General features: G+C 41.2%; 21 protein-coding genes. All 21 read left to right on the forward strand.

Annotated elements, in window-relative coordinates:
- Positions 1 to 267 precede the first annotated feature (267 nt).
- The 21 genes from FNK51_RS14800 to dxs all read left to right on the forward strand — a co-directional run bounded on the left by FNK51_RS14800 (position 268) and on the right by dxs (position 18,441).
- On the forward strand, positions 268 to 780 hold the full coding sequence (locus tag FNK51_RS14800) for a YqhR family membrane protein (protein WP_141993845.1): 513 nt from the start codon (positions 268 to 270) through the stop codon (positions 778 to 780).
- 94 nt (positions 781 to 874) lie between these two features.
- The gene (aroQ, locus tag FNK51_RS14805) at positions 875 to 1,321 is read left to right on the forward strand and encodes a type II 3-dehydroquinate dehydratase (RefSeq protein WP_141993846.1); all 447 of its coding nucleotides are present in this window, start codon (positions 875 to 877) and stop codon (positions 1,319 to 1,321) included.
- Positions 1,322 to 2,383, forward strand: a complete 1,062-nt coding sequence (locus FNK51_RS14810) for a M24 family metallopeptidase (protein ID WP_141993847.1) — start codon at positions 1,322 to 1,324, stop codon at positions 2,381 to 2,383.
- Positions 2,384 to 2,409: 26 nt separating this feature from the next.
- Positions 2,410 to 2,967: an elongation factor P gene (gene efp, locus FNK51_RS14815; RefSeq protein ID WP_034308328.1), complete on the forward strand. Its 558-nt coding sequence runs from the start codon at positions 2,410 to 2,412 to the stop codon at positions 2,965 to 2,967.
- Between the two features lie 778 nt (positions 2,968 to 3,745).
- Positions 3,746 to 4,678: a stage III sporulation protein AA gene (gene spoIIIAA, locus FNK51_RS14825; protein WP_141993849.1), complete on the forward strand. Its 933-nt coding sequence runs from the start codon at positions 3,746 to 3,748 to the stop codon at positions 4,676 to 4,678.
- Positions 4,671 to 5,186 (forward strand): stage III sporulation protein SpoIIIAB, encoded by a 516-nt coding sequence (gene spoIIIAB / locus FNK51_RS14830; RefSeq protein WP_098369835.1) that lies wholly within the window; start codon positions 4,671 to 4,673, stop codon positions 5,184 to 5,186. The genes spoIIIAA and spoIIIAB overlap by 8 nt, the downstream gene beginning before the upstream one ends.
- Before the next feature lie 21 nt (positions 5,187 to 5,207).
- Positions 5,208 to 5,411 (forward strand): stage III sporulation protein AC, encoded by a 204-nt coding sequence (spoIIIAC, locus tag FNK51_RS14835; protein ID WP_034308319.1) that lies wholly within the window; start codon positions 5,208 to 5,210, stop codon positions 5,409 to 5,411.
- A 14-nt stretch (positions 5,412 to 5,425) separates the two neighbouring features.
- Positions 5,426 to 5,815 (forward strand): stage III sporulation protein AD, encoded by a 390-nt coding sequence (gene spoIIIAD / locus FNK51_RS14840; protein WP_094246647.1) that lies wholly within the window; start codon positions 5,426 to 5,428, stop codon positions 5,813 to 5,815.
- A 33-nt stretch (positions 5,816 to 5,848) separates the two neighbouring features.
- Positions 5,849 to 7,057, forward strand: a complete 1,209-nt coding sequence (gene spoIIIAE / locus FNK51_RS14845; protein ID WP_098369836.1) for a stage III sporulation protein AE — start codon at positions 5,849 to 5,851, stop codon at positions 7,055 to 7,057.
- A gap of 16 nt (positions 7,058 to 7,073) precedes the next feature.
- Entirely contained in the window at positions 7,074 to 7,682 is a 609-nt protein-coding gene (spoIIIAF, locus tag FNK51_RS14850; protein ID WP_098369837.1) for a stage III sporulation protein AF, read from the forward strand.
- Positions 7,683 to 7,689: 7 nt separating this feature from the next.
- Entirely contained in the window at positions 7,690 to 8,361 is a 672-nt protein-coding gene (gene spoIIIAG, locus FNK51_RS14855; protein ID WP_063233088.1) for a stage III sporulation protein AG, read from the forward strand.
- Positions 8,362 to 8,375: 14 nt separating this feature from the next.
- Positions 8,376 to 8,963 carry a SpoIIIAH-like family protein gene (locus FNK51_RS14860; protein ID WP_098369838.1) on the forward strand — a complete coding sequence of 196 codons (588 nt, stop codon included), beginning with the start codon at positions 8,376 to 8,378 and terminating at the stop codon, positions 8,961 to 8,963.
- 622 nt (positions 8,964 to 9,585) lie between these two features.
- The gene (gene accB, locus FNK51_RS14865; RefSeq protein WP_141993850.1) at positions 9,586 to 10,077 is read left to right on the forward strand and encodes an acetyl-CoA carboxylase biotin carboxyl carrier protein; all 492 of its coding nucleotides are present in this window, start codon (positions 9,586 to 9,588) and stop codon (positions 10,075 to 10,077) included.
- Between the two features lie 14 nt (positions 10,078 to 10,091).
- Positions 10,092 to 11,444 carry an acetyl-CoA carboxylase biotin carboxylase subunit gene (gene accC / locus FNK51_RS14870; RefSeq protein WP_141993851.1) on the forward strand — a complete coding sequence of 451 codons (1,353 nt, stop codon included), beginning with the start codon at positions 10,092 to 10,094 and terminating at the stop codon, positions 11,442 to 11,444.
- Between the two features lie 37 nt (positions 11,445 to 11,481).
- Positions 11,482 to 11,886, forward strand: a complete 405-nt coding sequence (locus tag FNK51_RS14875; RefSeq protein WP_222620245.1) for an Asp23/Gls24 family envelope stress response protein — start codon at positions 11,482 to 11,484, stop codon at positions 11,884 to 11,886.
- A gap of 449 nt (positions 11,887 to 12,335) precedes the next feature.
- Positions 12,336 to 12,728, forward strand: a complete 393-nt coding sequence (nusB, locus tag FNK51_RS14880) for a transcription antitermination factor NusB (RefSeq protein ID WP_098369841.1) — start codon at positions 12,336 to 12,338, stop codon at positions 12,726 to 12,728.
- A gap of 69 nt (positions 12,729 to 12,797) precedes the next feature.
- A complete protein-coding gene (folD, locus tag FNK51_RS14885; RefSeq protein ID WP_141993852.1) occupies positions 12,798 to 13,673 on the forward strand; it encodes a bifunctional methylenetetrahydrofolate dehydrogenase/methenyltetrahydrofolate cyclohydrolase FolD in 876 nt (291 codons plus the stop codon).
- 148 nt (positions 13,674 to 13,821) lie between these two features.
- Positions 13,822 to 15,174 (forward strand): exodeoxyribonuclease VII large subunit, encoded by a 1,353-nt coding sequence (gene xseA, locus FNK51_RS14890; RefSeq protein ID WP_141993853.1) that lies wholly within the window; start codon positions 13,822 to 13,824, stop codon positions 15,172 to 15,174.
- Positions 15,171 to 15,404, forward strand: a complete 234-nt coding sequence (locus FNK51_RS14895) for an exodeoxyribonuclease VII small subunit (protein WP_034308286.1) — start codon at positions 15,171 to 15,173, stop codon at positions 15,402 to 15,404. The genes xseA and FNK51_RS14895 overlap by 4 nt, the downstream gene beginning before the upstream one ends.
- Before the next feature lies 1 nt (position 15,405).
- Positions 15,406 to 16,299, forward strand: coding sequence for a polyprenyl synthetase family protein (locus tag FNK51_RS14900; protein ID WP_098369844.1), 894 nt, complete (start codon positions 15,406 to 15,408; stop codon positions 16,297 to 16,299).
- A gap of 249 nt (positions 16,300 to 16,548) precedes the next feature.
- Complete coding sequence (dxs, locus tag FNK51_RS14905; RefSeq protein WP_098369845.1) at positions 16,549 to 18,441, forward strand: 1-deoxy-D-xylulose-5-phosphate synthase; 1,893 nt, start codon at positions 16,549 to 16,551, stop codon at positions 18,439 to 18,441.
- The last annotated feature ends 2 nt before the right edge of the window (positions 18,442 to 18,443 follow it).

Raw genomic sequence — 18,443 nt, forward strand, 5'->3', positions numbered from 1 at the left:
TCACAAGGGTTTAAAGGTGTTCCAATAAAATTGAATGGAAGCTTTAACCCTGCGATTACTTTATGAATGTTGAATCACAGGAAGATAGTATCCTGTGTACATTATAATCTTCAACAGAGGATGGGTATTTTCCTCTGAAAAAAGTAGATTATTTATGATTTAATCATACAGAATAAATCACAAAACCTCTAGTGATTCTCCTTCCTAAGAATAAAAAAAAATAGTTCTAATTAACAAAGGGCATACTACGTAGCGGAGGTGATTGATATGTCTTCTAATGAAAATGGACAAATTCAACAGGAATATCAAAGCATGTTAATCTACAATGTACTTGCTGTCGGTTTTGTTGGGGGGGCTTTAGCCAGTTTTATCGGAATCATTGCCCATTATTTTAATTTTATGGATTTTAGCCCAAAATTCATACTAACTTCATGGTCCAACATGACCTGGATCGATCATTGGCTCGGTACGGTAATGACCATAATTTTATTCGGAATTCTATCCGTGGGGATCGCTTTTATATACTATAGTCTTTTTAAAAGGATGAAGAGTATTTTTTCGGGTGTTTTTTTCGGAGTGGTTTGCTGGGCTTTGCTGGTATTTGTCCTAAGACCGATGTTCGTCGATTTGCCAACCTTTTCTAAGATGTCAGCAAATACGGTTATAACAAGTGTCTGCATTTTTATTATATACGGTCTTTTTATAGGGTTTTCTATATCATACGATCATCAGGAGTATATACGTCAAAAAAACAAAGCCGAGAAGCAATCGGAAAGCTGATTGTTTCTTGGTTGTAAAAAAGTAGTAAGACAATTTGTAATTATGATAGAATGTTCATGGAAAGCATTCTTTTAACATGAGCAGGTGTTTGATGATGACAAAAATTTTACTAATCAATGGTCCGAATTTAAATCGCTTGGGGAAGCGGGAACCTGCGCATTATGGATCCTCGACGCTTGCGGATGTGGAAGCGCAATTAATGCAGCAAGCTCAAGGGTTAAATGTGGAATTAACCTCTTTTCAGACTAACCATGAAGGAGCAATTATCGACAAGCTCCATTGGTCAGAGGATCATGGGATCGACGGGATTATCATTAATCCTGGAGCTTTTACTCATTATAGCTATGCGATTCGTGATGCAATAGCCGGAATTGATGTTCCAGTGGTGGAAGTGCATATTTCGAACATACATGCCCGTGAAAGCTTTCGGCATGAATCAGTGACCGCGGCGGTATCGGCGGGACAGATTGTCGGCTTGGGGATACACGGATATGAATTGGCATTGCAGGCGGTCACAAAGATTGCAAAGGGGAGAAATTAAATGAATAAACTAATGCGCTTAAGGGCCTCAATGGAAAAGGTGGGCATTGATGGTTTTTTGATCACCAGTACATATAACCGCCGATTCATGACCAACTTTACGGGAAGTGCAGGCGTTGTCCTTATTTCCCAAAAAGAAGCTAAATTCATCACTGATTTCCGATACGTGGAACAAGCGGGCAAGCAGGCACCGGATTATGAGATCGTTCAACACAAAGGAACCATCATCGAAGAAGTAGGCAAGCAGGCTAAAGCGATGAATATCGGCAAGCTGGGCTTTGAGCAAGAGCACCTGACTTATGCTACATATAAGGCATACGAAGCGTCCATTGATGGTCAACTTTCGCCGGTGTCGGGTGTTATTGAGAATTTACGCTTGATAAAGACTTCATCAGAGATTAAGATATTAAAGGAAGCGGCTGCTATTGCTGATGCTGCGTTTACACATATTCTGGATTTCCTGCGTCCAGGGATCTCGGAACTGGATGTATCCAATGAACTTGAATTCTTTATGAGGAAACAAGGGGCAACTTCTTCTTCCTTCGATATCATTGTAGCATCCGGAATAAGGTCCGCACTTCCGCATGGAGTGGCTACGGATAAAATCATCGAAAAAGGCGATTTTGTCACATTGGATTACGGGGCATACTATAACGGGTATGTGTCTGACATCACTCGGACATTAGCAGTTGGCAAGCCAAGTGAAGAACTTATTAATATTTATGACATTGTTTTGGAAGCTCAACTGCGAGGAATGGCTGGGATCAAACCTGGTATGACTGGCAGGGAAGCGGATGCACTAACTCGTAATCTAATTGAAGAAAAGGGATATGGGCAGTATTTTGGTCATTCGACCGGACATGGAATCGGTCTTGAAGTTCATGAAGGTCCAGCATTATCCTTAAGGTCTGATATCATTTTAGAACCAGGTATGGCTGTAACCGTTGAACCGGGCATTTACTTACCGGGTGTAGGCGGAGTGCGGATTGAAGATGATACAATCGTTACAATTGAAGGTAACGAAGCACTTACTCATTCAACCAAAGAGTTAATCATTCTGTAAACATGTACATGTAGGAGGACAAATTTATGATTTCTGTAAACGATTTTCGCACGGGTGTTACAATTGAAGTAGATAATGGAATTTGGCAGGTTATCGAGTTCCAACATGTTAAACCTGGTAAAGGTGCAGCTTTTGTACGTTCTAAACTTCGTAACCTTCGTACAGGTTCAATCCAAGAGAAAACATTCCGTGCTGGTGAAAAAGTCGCTAAAGCACATATCGAAAACCGCAAGATGCAGTACCTTTATGCAAGTGGAGATAGCCATGTATTCATGGATAACGAAACGTATGACCAAATCGAACTGCCTGCTTCAAGCATTGAACGTGAACTTAAATTCCTTAAGGAAAATATGGAAGTACATATCATGACTTTCCAAGCGGAAACACTTGGGGTCGAGCTTCCAAACACAGTGGAACTTGAAGTGGCGGAGACTGAGCCGGGCATTAAAGGAGATACATCTTCAGGCGGCACGAAATCAGCCGTACTTGAGACGGGCCTTTCGGTTCAAGTTCCATTCTTCATCAACCAAGGTGACAAATTATTGATCAACACTAATGAAGGTTCTTACGTATCACGTGCATAAATGAAAGGAGGCCGAGATTAATTTCTCGGCCTCAAATTGTAGACAAAAAGGTTTCGGAATGGTCTTATTCCGAAACCTTTTTGATTTTTTATTGGATTGGACTTCATGATGACGCAGATGATCTGCTTCTTCCATTTATTCTTGCCAAATATGGAGTGTCACCACTTTCTGATGGTCCTTACTTTCTGTACACTGTGATAAAAATGAACGAGTCGCACAAATGGATTAGGATGATTTGTACACACGATAGCCCTCTTTAATCTCCATTTTACAAGCTGGCACCATTTGGTCTAAAGTAATCATTTCAAGCTGATCTCGCTGAATAGAATCATGTTTTAAAAAGAATCCTTATCACCTCAAGTTTTTTCATCCGCCTATTTTAAAAAGACTGTAGGAAGGGGTCTATCTTAATGTTAAACCAAAGTTGATTGGGAACGGAAGGTACGAGACTCCTGCGGGAAAAGCGTGTCCAAGGGAGACCCCACAGGCGCAAAGGCGCCGAGGAGGCTCCCGGACCGCCCGCGGAAAGCGAGTGCCCTACGTTCCAATCAACGTCCAAATTGTACAAGCCATAAAAAAACTTAGGCAAACTCGTTTTCTTCGAATTTGTCTACAGTCTGTAGACCGAGATTAATTTCTCGGTCTTTTTTTGTTTTTTTTTTGATCTCGGAAGATATAAAAAATCAATAATAGGTCTGTTTCTTTAATAGCCTGTCATCATTATGGGCTTGTCGGCATATATTTTATTGAAAGTGGTGTATACAGGAGGATTGTCAAAATGGAAACGATTCTTTCTTTTTTACCGAAAAAATTAAACGAGCAACTCCGGGGTATGACACCGATGATGATCGATAAGATGGAAGAGCTGCGAATTCGGGTTGGAAGGCCGCTTGAGGTCATTGTAGGAGGGGAACCATACTTCTTTTCCTATGAAGTGACCCATCTGGATGCAGATCAATTGTTGAATCAAATAGGTCAATTTTCGTTATATACACTTGAGGAAGAATTAAAGCGGGGTTATATAACCATAGCGGGCGGACATCGGGTGGGGCTTGCTGGGAAGGTGATCCTTGAAAATGGGTCGGTCAAAGCGATCAGGGATATATCCTCATTCAATATTCGGGTTGCACGTGAAAAAATAGGTGCAGCTGAACCACTCACTTCATATTTATATGACGGGGAATGGCAGCATACTATGTTGATCGGTGCTCCGCAAACGGGAAAAACGACCATATTACGTGATATTGCAAGAATGATATCCAGTGGTAATGAAAAACGCGGCATTGCTCCTCAAAAGGTGGGGATAGTGGACGAGCGCTCGGAAATTGCCGGATGTGTTCATGGAGTGCCGCAACTCGAATTTGGAACAAGGGTTGATGTGCTCGATGGATGTCCTAAAGCGGAAGGGATGATGATGATGATCCGTTCAATGTCCCCGGATGTATTGATCGTGGATGAAATAGGTCGTGCAGAGGATACACAGGCTGTGCTGGAAGCGGTGAATGCAGGTATTAAACTCATGATAACCACACATGGCCATACACTGGGTGAGATTAAGAAGCGACCTTTTATCGCGGAAATATTAAAGCAAAACATCTTTGAACGTTTTATAGAATTACAGAGAAGTAAATCCGGTAAGAGGAGCTACAAAGTCCTTGATGCAGCGGGGGTTCCCATTTTCTTGGGGGAAGGTGTGAGCCCGCATGTTTAAGATAATAGGAGCAGCCATAATTATTATTGCAACGACATGGGCAGGTTTCGAAGCTGCGAAAAAATTAAGTATGAGGCCTCGTCAACTGAGACAGCTGAAAGTCGCCATGCAATCGCTTGAAGCTGAAATCATGTATGGTCATACACCTTTGAAAGAAGCAGCAAGGAAACTTTCTAAACAGATGGCCAAACCTTTATCCATCTTTTTCGATACATTTGCAAATCGACTCGAGTCAGGTGAGACCACCGTCAAAGAAGCATGGGATGATAGTTTGAAGAAAATATGGCAATCCCTTGCTTTACAACAGGGAGAATTCGAGATTCTTTCACAGTTTGGGGAGACGCTTGGAAAAAGCGATAAATATCATCAGCAAAAGCAAATCATGCTAACGATGGCACACTTGGAACGGGAAGAGAGCGATGCACTCGACCGCCAGGGAAAATATGAAAAAATGATGAAAAGTCTTGGTTTTTTATCAGGGCTATTATTGATCATCTTGCTGATGTAGGAATATGTGGGGGGAATGAAAATGGGCATTGATGTGGACATCATATTTAAAATAGCGGGTGTTGGGCTAGTTGTGGCATTTCTTCACACGATACTCGATCAGGTTGGGAAGAAGGAATATGCCCAGTGGGTGACACTTTTCGGATTTATCTATATTTTATTCATGGTTGCTTCTGTTGTAGAGGATTTATTTCAAAAAATTAAATCTGTATTTCTATTTCAGTAAGGGAGGGATTCGCGATTGAAATCATAAAAATCGTGGCCATTGCCCTAGTTGCCACCTTTTTGGCACTGATCGTTAAAGAGCAAAAACCAAATTTCGCATTCCTGCTGGTCGTTTTTGTAGGATGCTCCATCTTTCTTTTTTTAGCTGATAAAATATACGAAATCATTTTAATGTTAGAAAAAATTGCAGTTAATGCGAATGTAAATACCGTGTATCTAGAGACCATCTTAAAAATAATCGGAATTGCCTATATTGCAGAATTCGCTTCTCAAATTACAAAAGATGCGGGGCAAGGTTCGCTCGCTTCCAAAATAGAATTGAGCGGAAAAATCTTGATTCTTGCCATGGCGATTCCGATTTTGACGGTCATTATCGAAACGATTTTACAGATGCTCCCTAGTTAATGGATTACTCCTACTAGTCAATGAGGTGAATGTATGAAGCAGCGGATGCCTTACTTATCCATTCTATTCGTTTTACTCTTTTTTTTGCATGCATCTATTGGACAAGCTGCCGAAAATCCAGAAAATGGTGAAATCGATCAAGAGCCGATCATGCAGTCCGAACTGGTACAAGCCCAAATAGAAAGGCTTGGTGTTGATGAACTCAAACAATATTGGGATGACATCGTTACGGAATACGGAGGATTCTTACCGGAAAGCCAGAAAGGGAGCTTCATGGATTTTGTAAGCGGCGATAAGAAATTTTCCTTTGAGCAATGGATAAAGGGAATGACAAAATTCATTTTTCATGAACTGCTCGTGAATGGAAAGCTGCTGGGATCACTCATTTTATTAACCGTTTTCAGCATGTTCCTCCAATCTTTGCAGAATGCGTTCGAGCAAAGCTCCGTAAGTAAGGTCGCTTATGCAATCGTTTATATGGTTCTGATCATTTTGGCACTTAACAGTTTTCATGTGGCGATGGAATATACAAAAGATACGATAGATTTGATGATTTCCTTTTTAATGGCGCTCATCCCTTTACTCTTGGCATTGATAGCTGCTTCAGGCGGACTTGTATCGGCAGCATTCTTTCATCCGGTATTGATGTTTTTGATGAATACAAGCGGCATCTTGATCCAGTTTGTCGTCCTTCCGTTATTATTCTTTGCAGCGATTTTAAGCATAGTCAGCACGCTGACCGAACATTACAAAGTGACTCAGATGGCACAACTTCTCCGTAATTTTGCCATCGGTATCCTTGGAGCATTCATGACCATATTCCTTGGTGTGATCTCCGTTCAGGGAGCATCCTCAGCTGTAGCTGACGGAGTGACCATCAGGACAGCCAAATTCGTGACAGGTAACTTTATACCGGTAATAGGGCGCATGTTTACCGATGCAACGGATACCGTCATCAGTGCCTCGGTCCTATTGAAAAATACAGTGGGCTTGTCAGGCGTCATCATTCTCTTGCTCATTACCACATTTCCCGCCATAAAAATCTTGATGATTTCTTTTGTATATAAATTGGCAGCGAGTCTTTTGCAGCCGCTGGGCGGAGGACCTGTTATAAAATGCCTTGACATTATAAGTAAAAGCATGATTTATATTTTCGCTGCATTGGCCATTGTCTCACTCATGTTTTTTTTAAGTGTCACGGTAATTATCGCCTCTGGAAACATTACCCTGATGGTTCGTTAGAAAGGAGGAGGGCTTGGTGAGTTTTTTAGCTGGCTGGGTATCCAACATCATCATATTTGTATTGCTGGCTACTGTGATTGATATGCTTCTTCCGAATTCAGCTTTACAGAAGTATGCAAAAATGGTCATCGGACTTTTACTGATTGCGATCATCATCACTCCTATATTGGGATTATTCAATATGGATTTCGACGATATTCTCACTGCGGCTACTAGTGAATTTGAGGATCAGGAAAAAAAAGATTTAGGAAATTTGACAGAAATGAAGAAAAAAGAAATACAAGCTACCCAGGGTGCATATATTTTAAAACAAATGGCTGTTGACTTACAGGCAGAAGTGGAAGAGGAGCTGATGGTGGATTATAACATGAAGATTAGTTCAATTGATGTAGGGGTCAAGAATGAGGAAGAACCGGGTGTTGATGATCTGCAGAACATAACCATCTCATTGGAAAAGGCAGAAGGGAAAGAAAACTCGGAGATAGAGGCAGTAGCGAAGGTTGATATCAATGCAGATAGCCCATCCACTTCGAATGATGCCAATCTGGATGCTGTCAAAAGGTTTCTGGCAACAAGTTGGTCTGTTGATGAAGAAATCATTGAAATCGCCGGGGAAAGGAAGTGACTGAGTATTGAACAAAGACAAAGGTCCATTATCCTGGCTGCAAAAACTATTAAATAAAGACCCTGACCAAAAAGAGCCTAAGGAAAAAAAACCTTCCCTGTATGTCTATGCTCTAATAGTTGTCCTTTTGGGAGCGGGAATCATGATGGCCGGGAATTTGTTAACCACCAACCAGACTGGACAAACACCTGAAGTGAAGACTGTATTCAATAATGATAAACAGCAGGATGATGAGGGGGATGTTGAAACATTCGGGCAGAAGAAATCAGAATTCAAGACAACAAAAGACTATGAAATATATCTTCAGAATGAAATGAAGGAAGCGCTTGAATCCATCGCAGGCGTCCAGGATGTAAAAGTCGTAATTTACGTCGATGCATCTGAGAAAAAAGTATATGAAAGAAACAAAGTCACCCAAAAACAAGTCACTGAAGAAACCGACCAGGAAGGCGGCAAAAGGACGGTCGAAGACACATCTGTTGATGAACAGCTAGTTTTGGTCAAGAGCGGTGAAAAAGAAGGACCGATCATTTCGGAAACGAAAAAACCTAGTGTACGAGGAGTTCTGGTTGTCGCTAAAGGGGCCGAAAACATTCAAATAAAGAAGTGGATCATCGAGGCTGTCACACGCTCACTTGATGTACCGAGTCACAGGGTTTCTGTCATGCCTAAAAAATAAGGGGGAAAATCTACATGTTATTAAAAAAACAAACCGTTTGGTTATTGACTATGCTAAGTCTGGTCGTTGTGCTTTCAGTCTATTATTTAACCGCTCCTGAAGAAAATGCCGCCGATATGACGGCAACAGAGCAACAGGAAGGAAATAAAACAGAAACTAAAACAGAGAACAAAGCAGATACTAAAGAGGAAAATAAAAGTGAAAAAGAAACGTCCAAAAATACAGAAGGTTCCTCTGTAACCATTGCATCTGGAGATGAGTTCGAATCGTTAAGGATGCAGATTGAAGATGAACGGGCGAAGCTGAATGAAGAATTGACTGCAAAGATGGGCAATACAGAACTATCAGCTGAAGAAAGAGACGAGGCTTATGCAAAAATCGAACAATTAAGTGAAACGAAAGTAAAAGAAAATATCATCGAAAACTTAATAGTTGCCATGGATTACAATGCCGCACTGGTCCGGGTGGACGGTACGGATGTAAAGGTGAGTGTCAAGGCTGATAAACAGACGAAAACAGAGGCCAATAACATTATCCGCCTCGTAAGGAAAGAAGTGAGCGATGCACAAAATGTTGTAGTCGATTTCCAACCGGAAAAGTAAACACACTTACAGAAAATAATGCTGATACAGAACAGTTCAACATCATAAAATTTTGAAAGCCCCCTTAATAAAAAAAAGGAGGCTTTTTTTATTATGTTTTTTTAACTATCTTACAATCTGGAAACTTTAGAGGAAAAGTTTTTTTTATGTCAATTGGCATAAGGAACTCAAATAAAAATGGTGATTACGACCATCCGAAATATTCTAGAAAAGTAATTAAACTGGATATTATTGCTGATTTTTTAGGAATTAAATGCGAAATTCAAGAGAAGGCGTTAAGGTGCCCCAGGTGAAAAATATTCACAATATTATAATAAAGGTGTAAGATAGAAGTACGGATAATAAGTTACAACTAATCTATCATTGAATTTGTATAAGCTAATATTGTATGATGTTAGAAGCTGGTCATAAACTTTTCATTTCTCTTAGGGAAACAATATTTTGAGAAAGTGAAAAATCTGTTATAATACAGATGAGGTTTGTATTCAGTTTATTCGCATTCGCATAAAGAAAGCGGCTACTTTGTGCAGTATTGGACAAAGTAGGATAAGCTAAGGGTAAGGTTACATAAAATATTATTGCCTCACAAACTCATATTAAATTAGACAAGGGGTGCCACAAAATGAAAGTGCAAGAAATTCGTGAAATTATTAAGCTAGTCGATCAATCAAATATCAGTGAATTCGTTTTTGAAAATGAAGGAACGAAAATTAAATTGAAAAAAACTGAAACGGGTACAGTATTACAATCAGTAGCTGCTCCAGATGTTGTTCAAGCCAATGCAGCTGTAGAGGTCAAGCCCGCAGCGGTCCCTGCAGTGCCGAAAGCTGTTGAGCCTGCAAAACCTGCTGCTGCCGTCATCGAACAGGAAAATTTACATAAAATCACTTCTCCGATGGTAGGAACATTCTACCAATCTCCTGCACCGGATTCACCTGCATACGTAAAAACAGGCGATAAAGTAACGGGGGATTCCATTGTCTGCATCGTGGAAGCCATGAAACTTTTCAATGAAATCGAAGCTGAAGTAAGCGGTGAAATCGTTGAAGTCCTTGTAAAAGAAGGGCAACTTGTAGAATATGGTCAACCATTATTTTTAGTAAAGCCGGAATGAGGAGCTGTTTCTAAATGATTAAAAAGGTATTAATTGCCAATCGCGGGGAAATTGCTGTCCGTATCATCCGGGCATGCAAGGAATTAGGAATCGAGACTGTTGCAGTCTATTCAGAAGCAGATAAAGAAGCATTACATGTTCAAATTGCGGATGAAGCATATTGCATCGGTCCTAAATTATCAAAAGACAGTTATTTAAATACAACGAACATTATCAGCACAGCCAAGAAAACGGGATCTGATGCAATTCATCCAGGATATGGATTCCTTGCTGAAAATGCCGACTTTGCTGAGCTATGCCGTGAATGCAATATCATTTTCATCGGTCCTAGCCCCGAAGCGATCAATAAAATGGGAACAAAGGATGTAGCAAGGGAAACCATGCGCAAAGCTGGTGTACCGATCGTACCAGGTTCTAAAGGCATAATTAAAGATACGGATGAGGGTGTAGCCTTAGCTAATGAAATGGGCTATCCAGTCATCATCAAAGCTACTGCTGGCGGAGGCGGTAAAGGTATCCGTGTCGCAAGGACGGAAGAAGAACTCATTAAAGGCATTAACATCACGCAACAGGAAGCCGCGACGGCATTTGGGAATCCTGGCGTGTATATTGAAAAGTTCATCGAGGACTTCCGTCACGTTGAAATACAGGTCATGGCTGATAATCATGGCAACGCCATCCATTTAGGTGAGCGTGATTGTACGGTCCAACGACGTTTGCAAAAACTTGTTGAAGAAACCCCGTCACCAGCGTTGGATGGTGAAACACGTGCGGAAATGGGGCAGGCTGCAGTAACGGCTGCACTTGCCGTTAACTATTCAGGTGCCGGAACAGTAGAATTTATTTATGACTATGTGAATAGAAAATACTACTTTATGGAAATGAATACACGTATCCAGGTTGAACACCCAGTTACGGAAATGGTAACGGGCGTGGATTTGATTAAAGAACAGATCAAAGTTGCTTCAGGTAACAAACTTTCGCTTTCACAAGAAGATGTCACTTTTAACGGATGGTCTATCGAATGCCGGATAAATGCGGAAAATCCAGAAAAGAATTTCATGCCTTCCGCAGGTAAGATTCAAATGTATTTACCGCCAGGCGGCTACGGAGTTCGTGTGGATTCCGCGGCATACCCTGGGTACTCGATACCGCCGTATTACGATTCCATGATCGCTAAATTGATCGTCCATGCATCGACTAGAGAAGAGGCGATCGAGAAGATGAAACGCGCCTTAGGTGAGTTTGTCATTGAAGGGATCAGTACCACAATTCCTTTCCATATTAAGTTACTTCAACATGAACAATTTGTTTCCGGAGAATTTAATACCAAATTCCTTGAAATATATGATGTAATGAACTCATAATGTAAAGGAAGACAGGAGGTGCTTTTGAATGAGTGAAATGGAAGGCCAATTACTCGAAATGAATGATTATAATAGTGGGCTGGGCAAAGTGGAGATTGCGCCTGAGGTGATAGAGGTAATTGCGGGTATCGCTGCATCGGAAGTTGAAGGTGTTGCACATATGCGCGGGAATTTCGCTACGGGTGTTGTTGAAAAGCTTGGTAAAAAGAACCACGGTAAAGGTGTTAAAGTGGACTTAACGGGAGAATCCATCAAAGTCGAACTTTATTGTGTCATGAAGTTTGGTGTTTCAATTCCGAAAGTTGCTCAGGAAGTGCAAGATAACATTCGTGAAGCTTTGTTGAATATGACCGCTATCGACGCTGGCGAAGTGAACATTCATGTAGTGGGCATTGCGTTTGAAAACGCTAAACAAGAAGCGGATTACGAACAAGAAGTGTAAGTGGCTTCATTCGATTCACACCTGCAAAAACCCGGCAAAAAGCCGGGTTTTTGTTTTTTTGAATGTATACTCCATGATACCCCGAATTTTGAGCCTGCTTATAATATTAAATTTAAATGAACATAATAAGGCGGTGTCTGGAAGTTTCCCTTTAATTCAAGGGTGATTTCTGTTAGAGTGTAAAAGGTGAAATATGAGCATGAAAGCTAGGCATGAGCTTTTTGACACTTTCAAAAAGTATGGGACTGTGTTGGCCGTTTAATTGGAAAGTAATCTTGAGATGTTATCTTGATTCAAGATATTGAGTCTTTTGGCCTTGAATTTAGTGGGATTTAGCTTGATTTTTAAAAAAAATAGCGAAAATCTTAATATTTTTGAAAAAATGTTATTTAATGTTCGTTTGTTCTAGCATTTTCATATATAATAGTAGATGTTAAAGGAGTAAGATTATGAAAAGAAGAGAAGCCCGTGAAAAATCCCTTCAAGCACTATATCAGATAGATATTGCCAACTCGAATGCAGAAGAAGCAATGGAAAGCGTACTGGATGGTGCCCCAACTGATGAATATTTCAGGAAATTAGTAATGGGGATAACGGAAAATCGAGAACAAATTGATGGAATGATCAGGGACAACTTAGAGAATTGGACGTTGGAAAGACTGGCGAACATTGATCGGAATTTACTGCGGATCGCGGTTTATGAAATGGTTCACAGTGAAGATGTTCCTGTAAGTGTTGCAATGAATGAAGCTATTGAAATTGCTAAGAAATTCGGTGATGATCAATCGAGCAGCTTTGTAAATGCCGTTTTATCTAAAGTAAAGGTGAAAAGCGGCAGCTAAAGTTGCAGCCTTGAACAAGGATTCTCACTGCAATTTCTTTAGCGAAATTAACTTGGGAGGAATAAACACATGTCAGCTCAAATCATTAATGGTAAAGAAATTGCGGAGTCAGTTAGGCAGGAAATCAGTAAGGAAGTTCAACAATTACGTGAAAAAAATATCGTTCCGGGTTTGGCAGTAATCCTGGTGGGTGACAATCAAGCATCACAAACTTATGTGCGCAATAAGCAAAAGGCCTGTGATGACTTGGGCATGCATTCCGTATTGATTAAAAAGCCTGCGGAACTCTCTCAGGAGGAATTAATTCAGAGCATTGCTGAATTAAACCAGGATGACAGCATTCATGGTATATTGGTGCAGCTGCCTTTGCCTGGACATATTCAGGAAAAAGCGATCATTGAAGCGATTTCGCCTGAAAAGGATGTTGATGGATTCCACCCGATTAATATTGGGCGGATGATGACGGGGCAAGATGCATTTTTACCTTGTACTCCATATGGCGTCATGGTAATGCTTGAGTATATCGACTATGACCTTGAAGGTAAGCATGTTGTCATCGTAGGGAGAAGTAATATCGTCGGAAAACCAGCCGGACAATTATTTTTAAATGCAAATGCAACCGTTACATACTGTCATTCACGGACAAAGGATCTTGCCTATTATACTAAGCAAGCCGATGTCGTTGTGGCAGCTGTCGGAAAGAGGGACACGATCACTAGTGACCATATTAAAGAAGGCGCAGTCGTCATTGACGTCGGAATGAACAGAAATGATGAAGGGAAGCTTTGCGGTGATGTGGCGTTTGATGAAGTGAAAAATAAGGCTTCATACATTACACCTGTTCCTAAAGGCGTTGGTCCAATGACGATTACGATGCTTATGAAGAATACGGTCAAATCTGCTCAAAAAGCACTTGAACAGAACGAGCAAGCATTAAAAAGCTGAAAAAAACGTTAAATTATTTTAAAGAAGCGGACCTCTTGTTTTATAATAACGGGAGACCGCTTTTTTCCATTCATGGATTGATCAAGTTTCTAGTGTAATCTATAGGCGGTTTTCTTTATATCCGATTTCCATCGGAAGGAGACATTATATGAGCAACCAACAATATTTGAGTGTGTCGGCTTTAACGAAGTACATCAAAAGGAAGTTCGATGCCGACCCCCATTTGCAAAATGTATACATAAAAGGTGAAATTTCGAATTTTAAACAACATACAAGCGGACATATGTATTTTACTTTAAAGGATGAGAAGGCCCGACTCCTCTCCGTTATGTTTGCCGCCAATAATAAAGGGATGAAATTCCTGCCCGAAAATGGTATGAAGGTACTTGTTAAGGGCGATATATCATTATATGAAGCAGGGGGACAGTATCAGCTTTATGTGAAAAGCATGGCCCCTGATGGTGTGGGGGATTTGTATCTTGCTTATGAACAGCTGAAGAAAAAGCTGGAGGCGGCAGGTTTGTTTTTGGCCGAACACAAGAAGCCGATCCCGCAGTACCCTAAGTCTGTAGGTGTCATAACATCGCCGACCGGAGCTGCATTAAGAGATATCCTGATAACCATCAAGCGGAGATATCCAATCGCCAGGATCATCGTTTATCCAGCACTTGTACAAGGGAATAATGCAGCTAAATCGATTGCCAAGGCAATTTCCATGGCTAACGCAAGGGCGGAAAGCGATGTTCTCATTGTCGGAAGGGGCGGCGGGTCGATAGAGGAACTATGGGCGTTTAATGAGGAGATAGTGGCTGAATCGATTTATGATTCCGATATACCGGTAATTTCTGCTGTCGGTCACGAAACCGATTTTACAATTGCTGATTTTGTCGCCGATATGCGTGCTCCTACACCGACTGGTGCAGCAGAGTTAGCGGTTCCTCACTTGAATGAAATACTCGAACGCCTGATGAACCGCAAGAACCGATTGACCCGATCCATTCAAGAAGCGGTGAATTTTGAACGAACCCGTTTGACCAGGCTGGAGAGGTCTTATGCCTTCCGTTATCCACATAAAATGTATGAACAGAAGCTTGAACAGCTAGACAAGACGATGGACAGGTTAGGTAGGACCAGCACGCGATATTTCATGAAAAAGAGAGATGAGCTGAATCAGCTGAACGATATTCTGAAAAAGCAGCATCCTGAACAAGCGGTAAAAAATGCGAAAGATGAATTACAGCAGCATGAAAAGGTTTTACGGAGGGCCATGGAGGCCATCTATCGGCAAAAATCACAGCAGTTCGTCCATATTACAGCCACTTTAACTGCCCTCAGTCCACTAAAAATCATGGAACGGGGCTATGGTTTGGTTTTTGCTGAGGATGAGACATTAGTGAAAAGTACACAGCAAGTATCCAAAGGGGATAAGATAGCGGTTTCGATAAAAGATGGAACACTTGAATGTGAAATTAAAGAAATAAAGGAGCGGATTGAACCATGACAAAAAAACAAGAAGCTACATTTGAAGAAGCGATGGAGAATCTCGAAAAAATTGTAGAGCAGTTGGAAGAAGGCGATGTACCCCTGGAAGAAGCCATCTCCATATATAAACAAGGAATGGATTTATCAAGGCTTTGCCATTCAAAGCTTAAGGCTGTTGAAGATCAGTTGACTCAAATTTTACGCGAAGATGGGGAACTTGAAAACTTCGCTGTACAGGAGGAAGAATGACATGGGTACGGCGTCCTTTGAAATGTTTTCTAAAGAATATAAGGCGGTTATAGAACGGGAAATCGTGGAATATGTAAATAAACTTAAAGCTCCGGCAGTGGTCAAAGAAGCCATGATCTATTCACTGGAGGCAGGAGGTAAACGGATTCGCCCGTTATTGGTCTTTGCGGTTCTGGAGGCCTTTGGAAAAAACTTGAGGATGGGGATTCCTGCAGCGGCTGCCATTGAAATGATTCATACATATTCTTTGATTCATGATGATCTTCCTGCGATGGATGATGATGATCTCCGCCGCGGAAAACCGACGAACCATAAAGTGTTCGGTGAAGCGGTAGCAATACTGGCAGGTGATGCGCTTCTTACATATAGCTTTCAATTGGTGACGGATATGATCGATCCCGAGGTGACGGCTGAAATGAAGCTGAACCTAGTAAGTGAAATTGCGAATTCTGCCGGAGCCGAAGGAATGGTTGGAGGTCAAGTTGCGGATATGGAAGGTGAAAATAAACAGTTGACCCTTCAGGAATTGGAGTATATACATGAACATAAAACAGGGAAGTTATTGACTGCAAGCATCCTTTCCGGTGCTATATTAGCCGGGGCGAATGAAGAACAGCAACTGCATTTACGTGACTTTGCATACCACCTGGGGCTTGCTTTTCAAATTCGCGATGATATTCTGGATATTGAAGGGTCAGTCGAGTTGATCGGCAAGCCGGTTGGCAGTGATGTGGGGAATCATAAAAGCACATATCCATCTTTACTTACGCTTCAAGGGGCAAAGGAAAAGTTGGAACATCATATAGAACTTGCCCATGCCGCTTTAGGAAAAACAACCTTACAAACGGGTTTGTTGAATGAACTAACTGATTTAATAGCAAACCGTAATCATTGATTGTGGCTAAATTTGTTATCAATTGAGGTTTTATGGTATACTCATTGTGCAAAAATATGAGAAAATCAAAATGAATTTTTTTATTGAGATACGTGATAAAATAGGTATAATAAGCCGCCGAAATCACCTGGGTGTTGGCGGCTATTTTTTAACTTAAAACCAATTTTTCGGTCTAGTCATCCATAGTCCTCTTTAATGAGGCTTTGTTTATGCTTACAACCGAAAATTACAGAAAGTGAGTGGTCCTGTTTGGATCTTCTATCTATAAAAGACCCTTCTTTTTTGAAGAAGATGAATAATGAAGAACTTGTCGAGTTAAGTGTGGAAGTACGTAAATTCCTTGTGGAAAAATTATCGGTGACCGGTGGGCATATTGGGCCCAATTTAGGTGTCGTCGAGTTGACTATAGCCTTGCATAAAGAATTCGACAGTCCGAATGATAAAATTTTATGGGATGTCGGACATCAATCCTATGTCCATAAAATCCTGACTGGCAGAGCAGGAGAGTTCGACACCTTAAAGAAATATAAAGGTCTTTGCGGTTTTCCTAAAATGATTGAAAGCCCCCATGATGTTTGGGAAACAGGTCACAGTTCGACTTCCCTTTCAGCTGCAATGGGAATGGCGGCTGCCCGTGATATCAAAGGTGAAAGCAGTTTTATTTTGCCTGTAATCGGGGACGGTGCACTAACAGGCGGAATGGCGCTTGAAGCGTTGAATCATATCGGTGATGAAAAAAAGGACATGATCGTTATCCTGAATGATAATGAAATGTCCATAGCCCCTAACGTAGGTGCTTTACACACGGTATTGGGAAGATTGCGGACAGCAGGTAAATATAACTGGGCAAAAGATGAATTGGAGCTGCTTTTGAAAAAAATTCCTGCAGTCGGTGGTAAACTTGCAGCTACAGCGGAACGCTTGAAGGATAGCATGAAGTACTTATTGGTTTCAGGAATCTTTTTCGAAGAGCTTGGTTTCACATACCTTGGACCAGTAGATGGTCATAATTATGAAGAATTGCTGGAGAATTTAAGATATGCCAAGAAAACGAAGGGACCTGTACTGCTGCATGTCATCACGAAAAAAGGCAAAGGATATTCACCTGCCGAATTGGATACAACAGGGAACTGGCATGGGACAGGCCCATATAAGATCGAGACTGGCGATTTCGTTAAATCCCCTAGTAAAGGTCCTGCTTGGAGCGCTCTTGTAAGCGATACTGTCAGCAGGCTAGCTCGTGACGATGAGCGGATTGTCGCGATTACACCTGCAATGCCTGTAGGATCGAAGTTGGTGGGCTTTTCTCAAGAGTTCCCAGAGCGTTTCTATGATGTAGGGATTGCCGAGCAGCATGCTGCAACTTTTGCTGCAGGATTGGCAACGCAAAAAATGAAACCTTTCCTGGCTATATATTCAACCTTCCTGCAAAGAGCTTATGACCAGGTCGTTCATGATATCTGCCGTCAAAATTTGAACGTATTCATAGGGATCGATCGTGCAGGATTGGTTGGTTCCGATGGTGAAACGCATCAAGGCGTTTTCGATATTGCTTTCTTGCGCCATGTTCCGAATATGGTGTTGATGATGCCTAAAGATGAAAACGAAGGCCAGCATATGGTCAATACAGCCTTAAACTATAATGATGGTCCGATTGCTATGCGTTTCCCTCGTGGGAATGGTTGGGGAGTTGTGATGGATACCGAATTAAAGCAGATTCCAATCGGTTCGTGGGAAGTTCTTAAAGAAGGAACGGATGCTGCCATCTTAACGTTCGGAACAACGATTCCCATGGCTCTTGAAGCGGCAGAATTGCTGGAGAAAGAGGATTATTCAGTTAAGGTGATCAATGCCCGGTTCATTAAGCCTTTGGATGAGAACATGCTAAGCAGTCTCCTTGGTGAAAAAATGCCAATCTTGACAATAGAAGAAGCGGTTCTTCAAGGTGGTTTTGGTAGCTCTGTACTTGAATATGCTCATGATCAAGGATTTTATGGGGCAATTATAGATCGAATGGGAATACCTGATTATTTCATTGAACATGGAAGTGTCGATGAGCTTCTTGAAGAAATCGGTTTAACGACTGAGACAGCCATCAAAAAGATTAAAATGATAACACCCAAAAAAGAAAAAAGGGCCTGACA

This window comes from Bacillus sp. B4EP4a (assembly GCF_006680105.1).
GTDB classification, from domain to species: domain Bacteria; phylum Bacillota; class Bacilli; order Bacillales; family DSM-1321; genus Peribacillus; species Peribacillus simplex_E.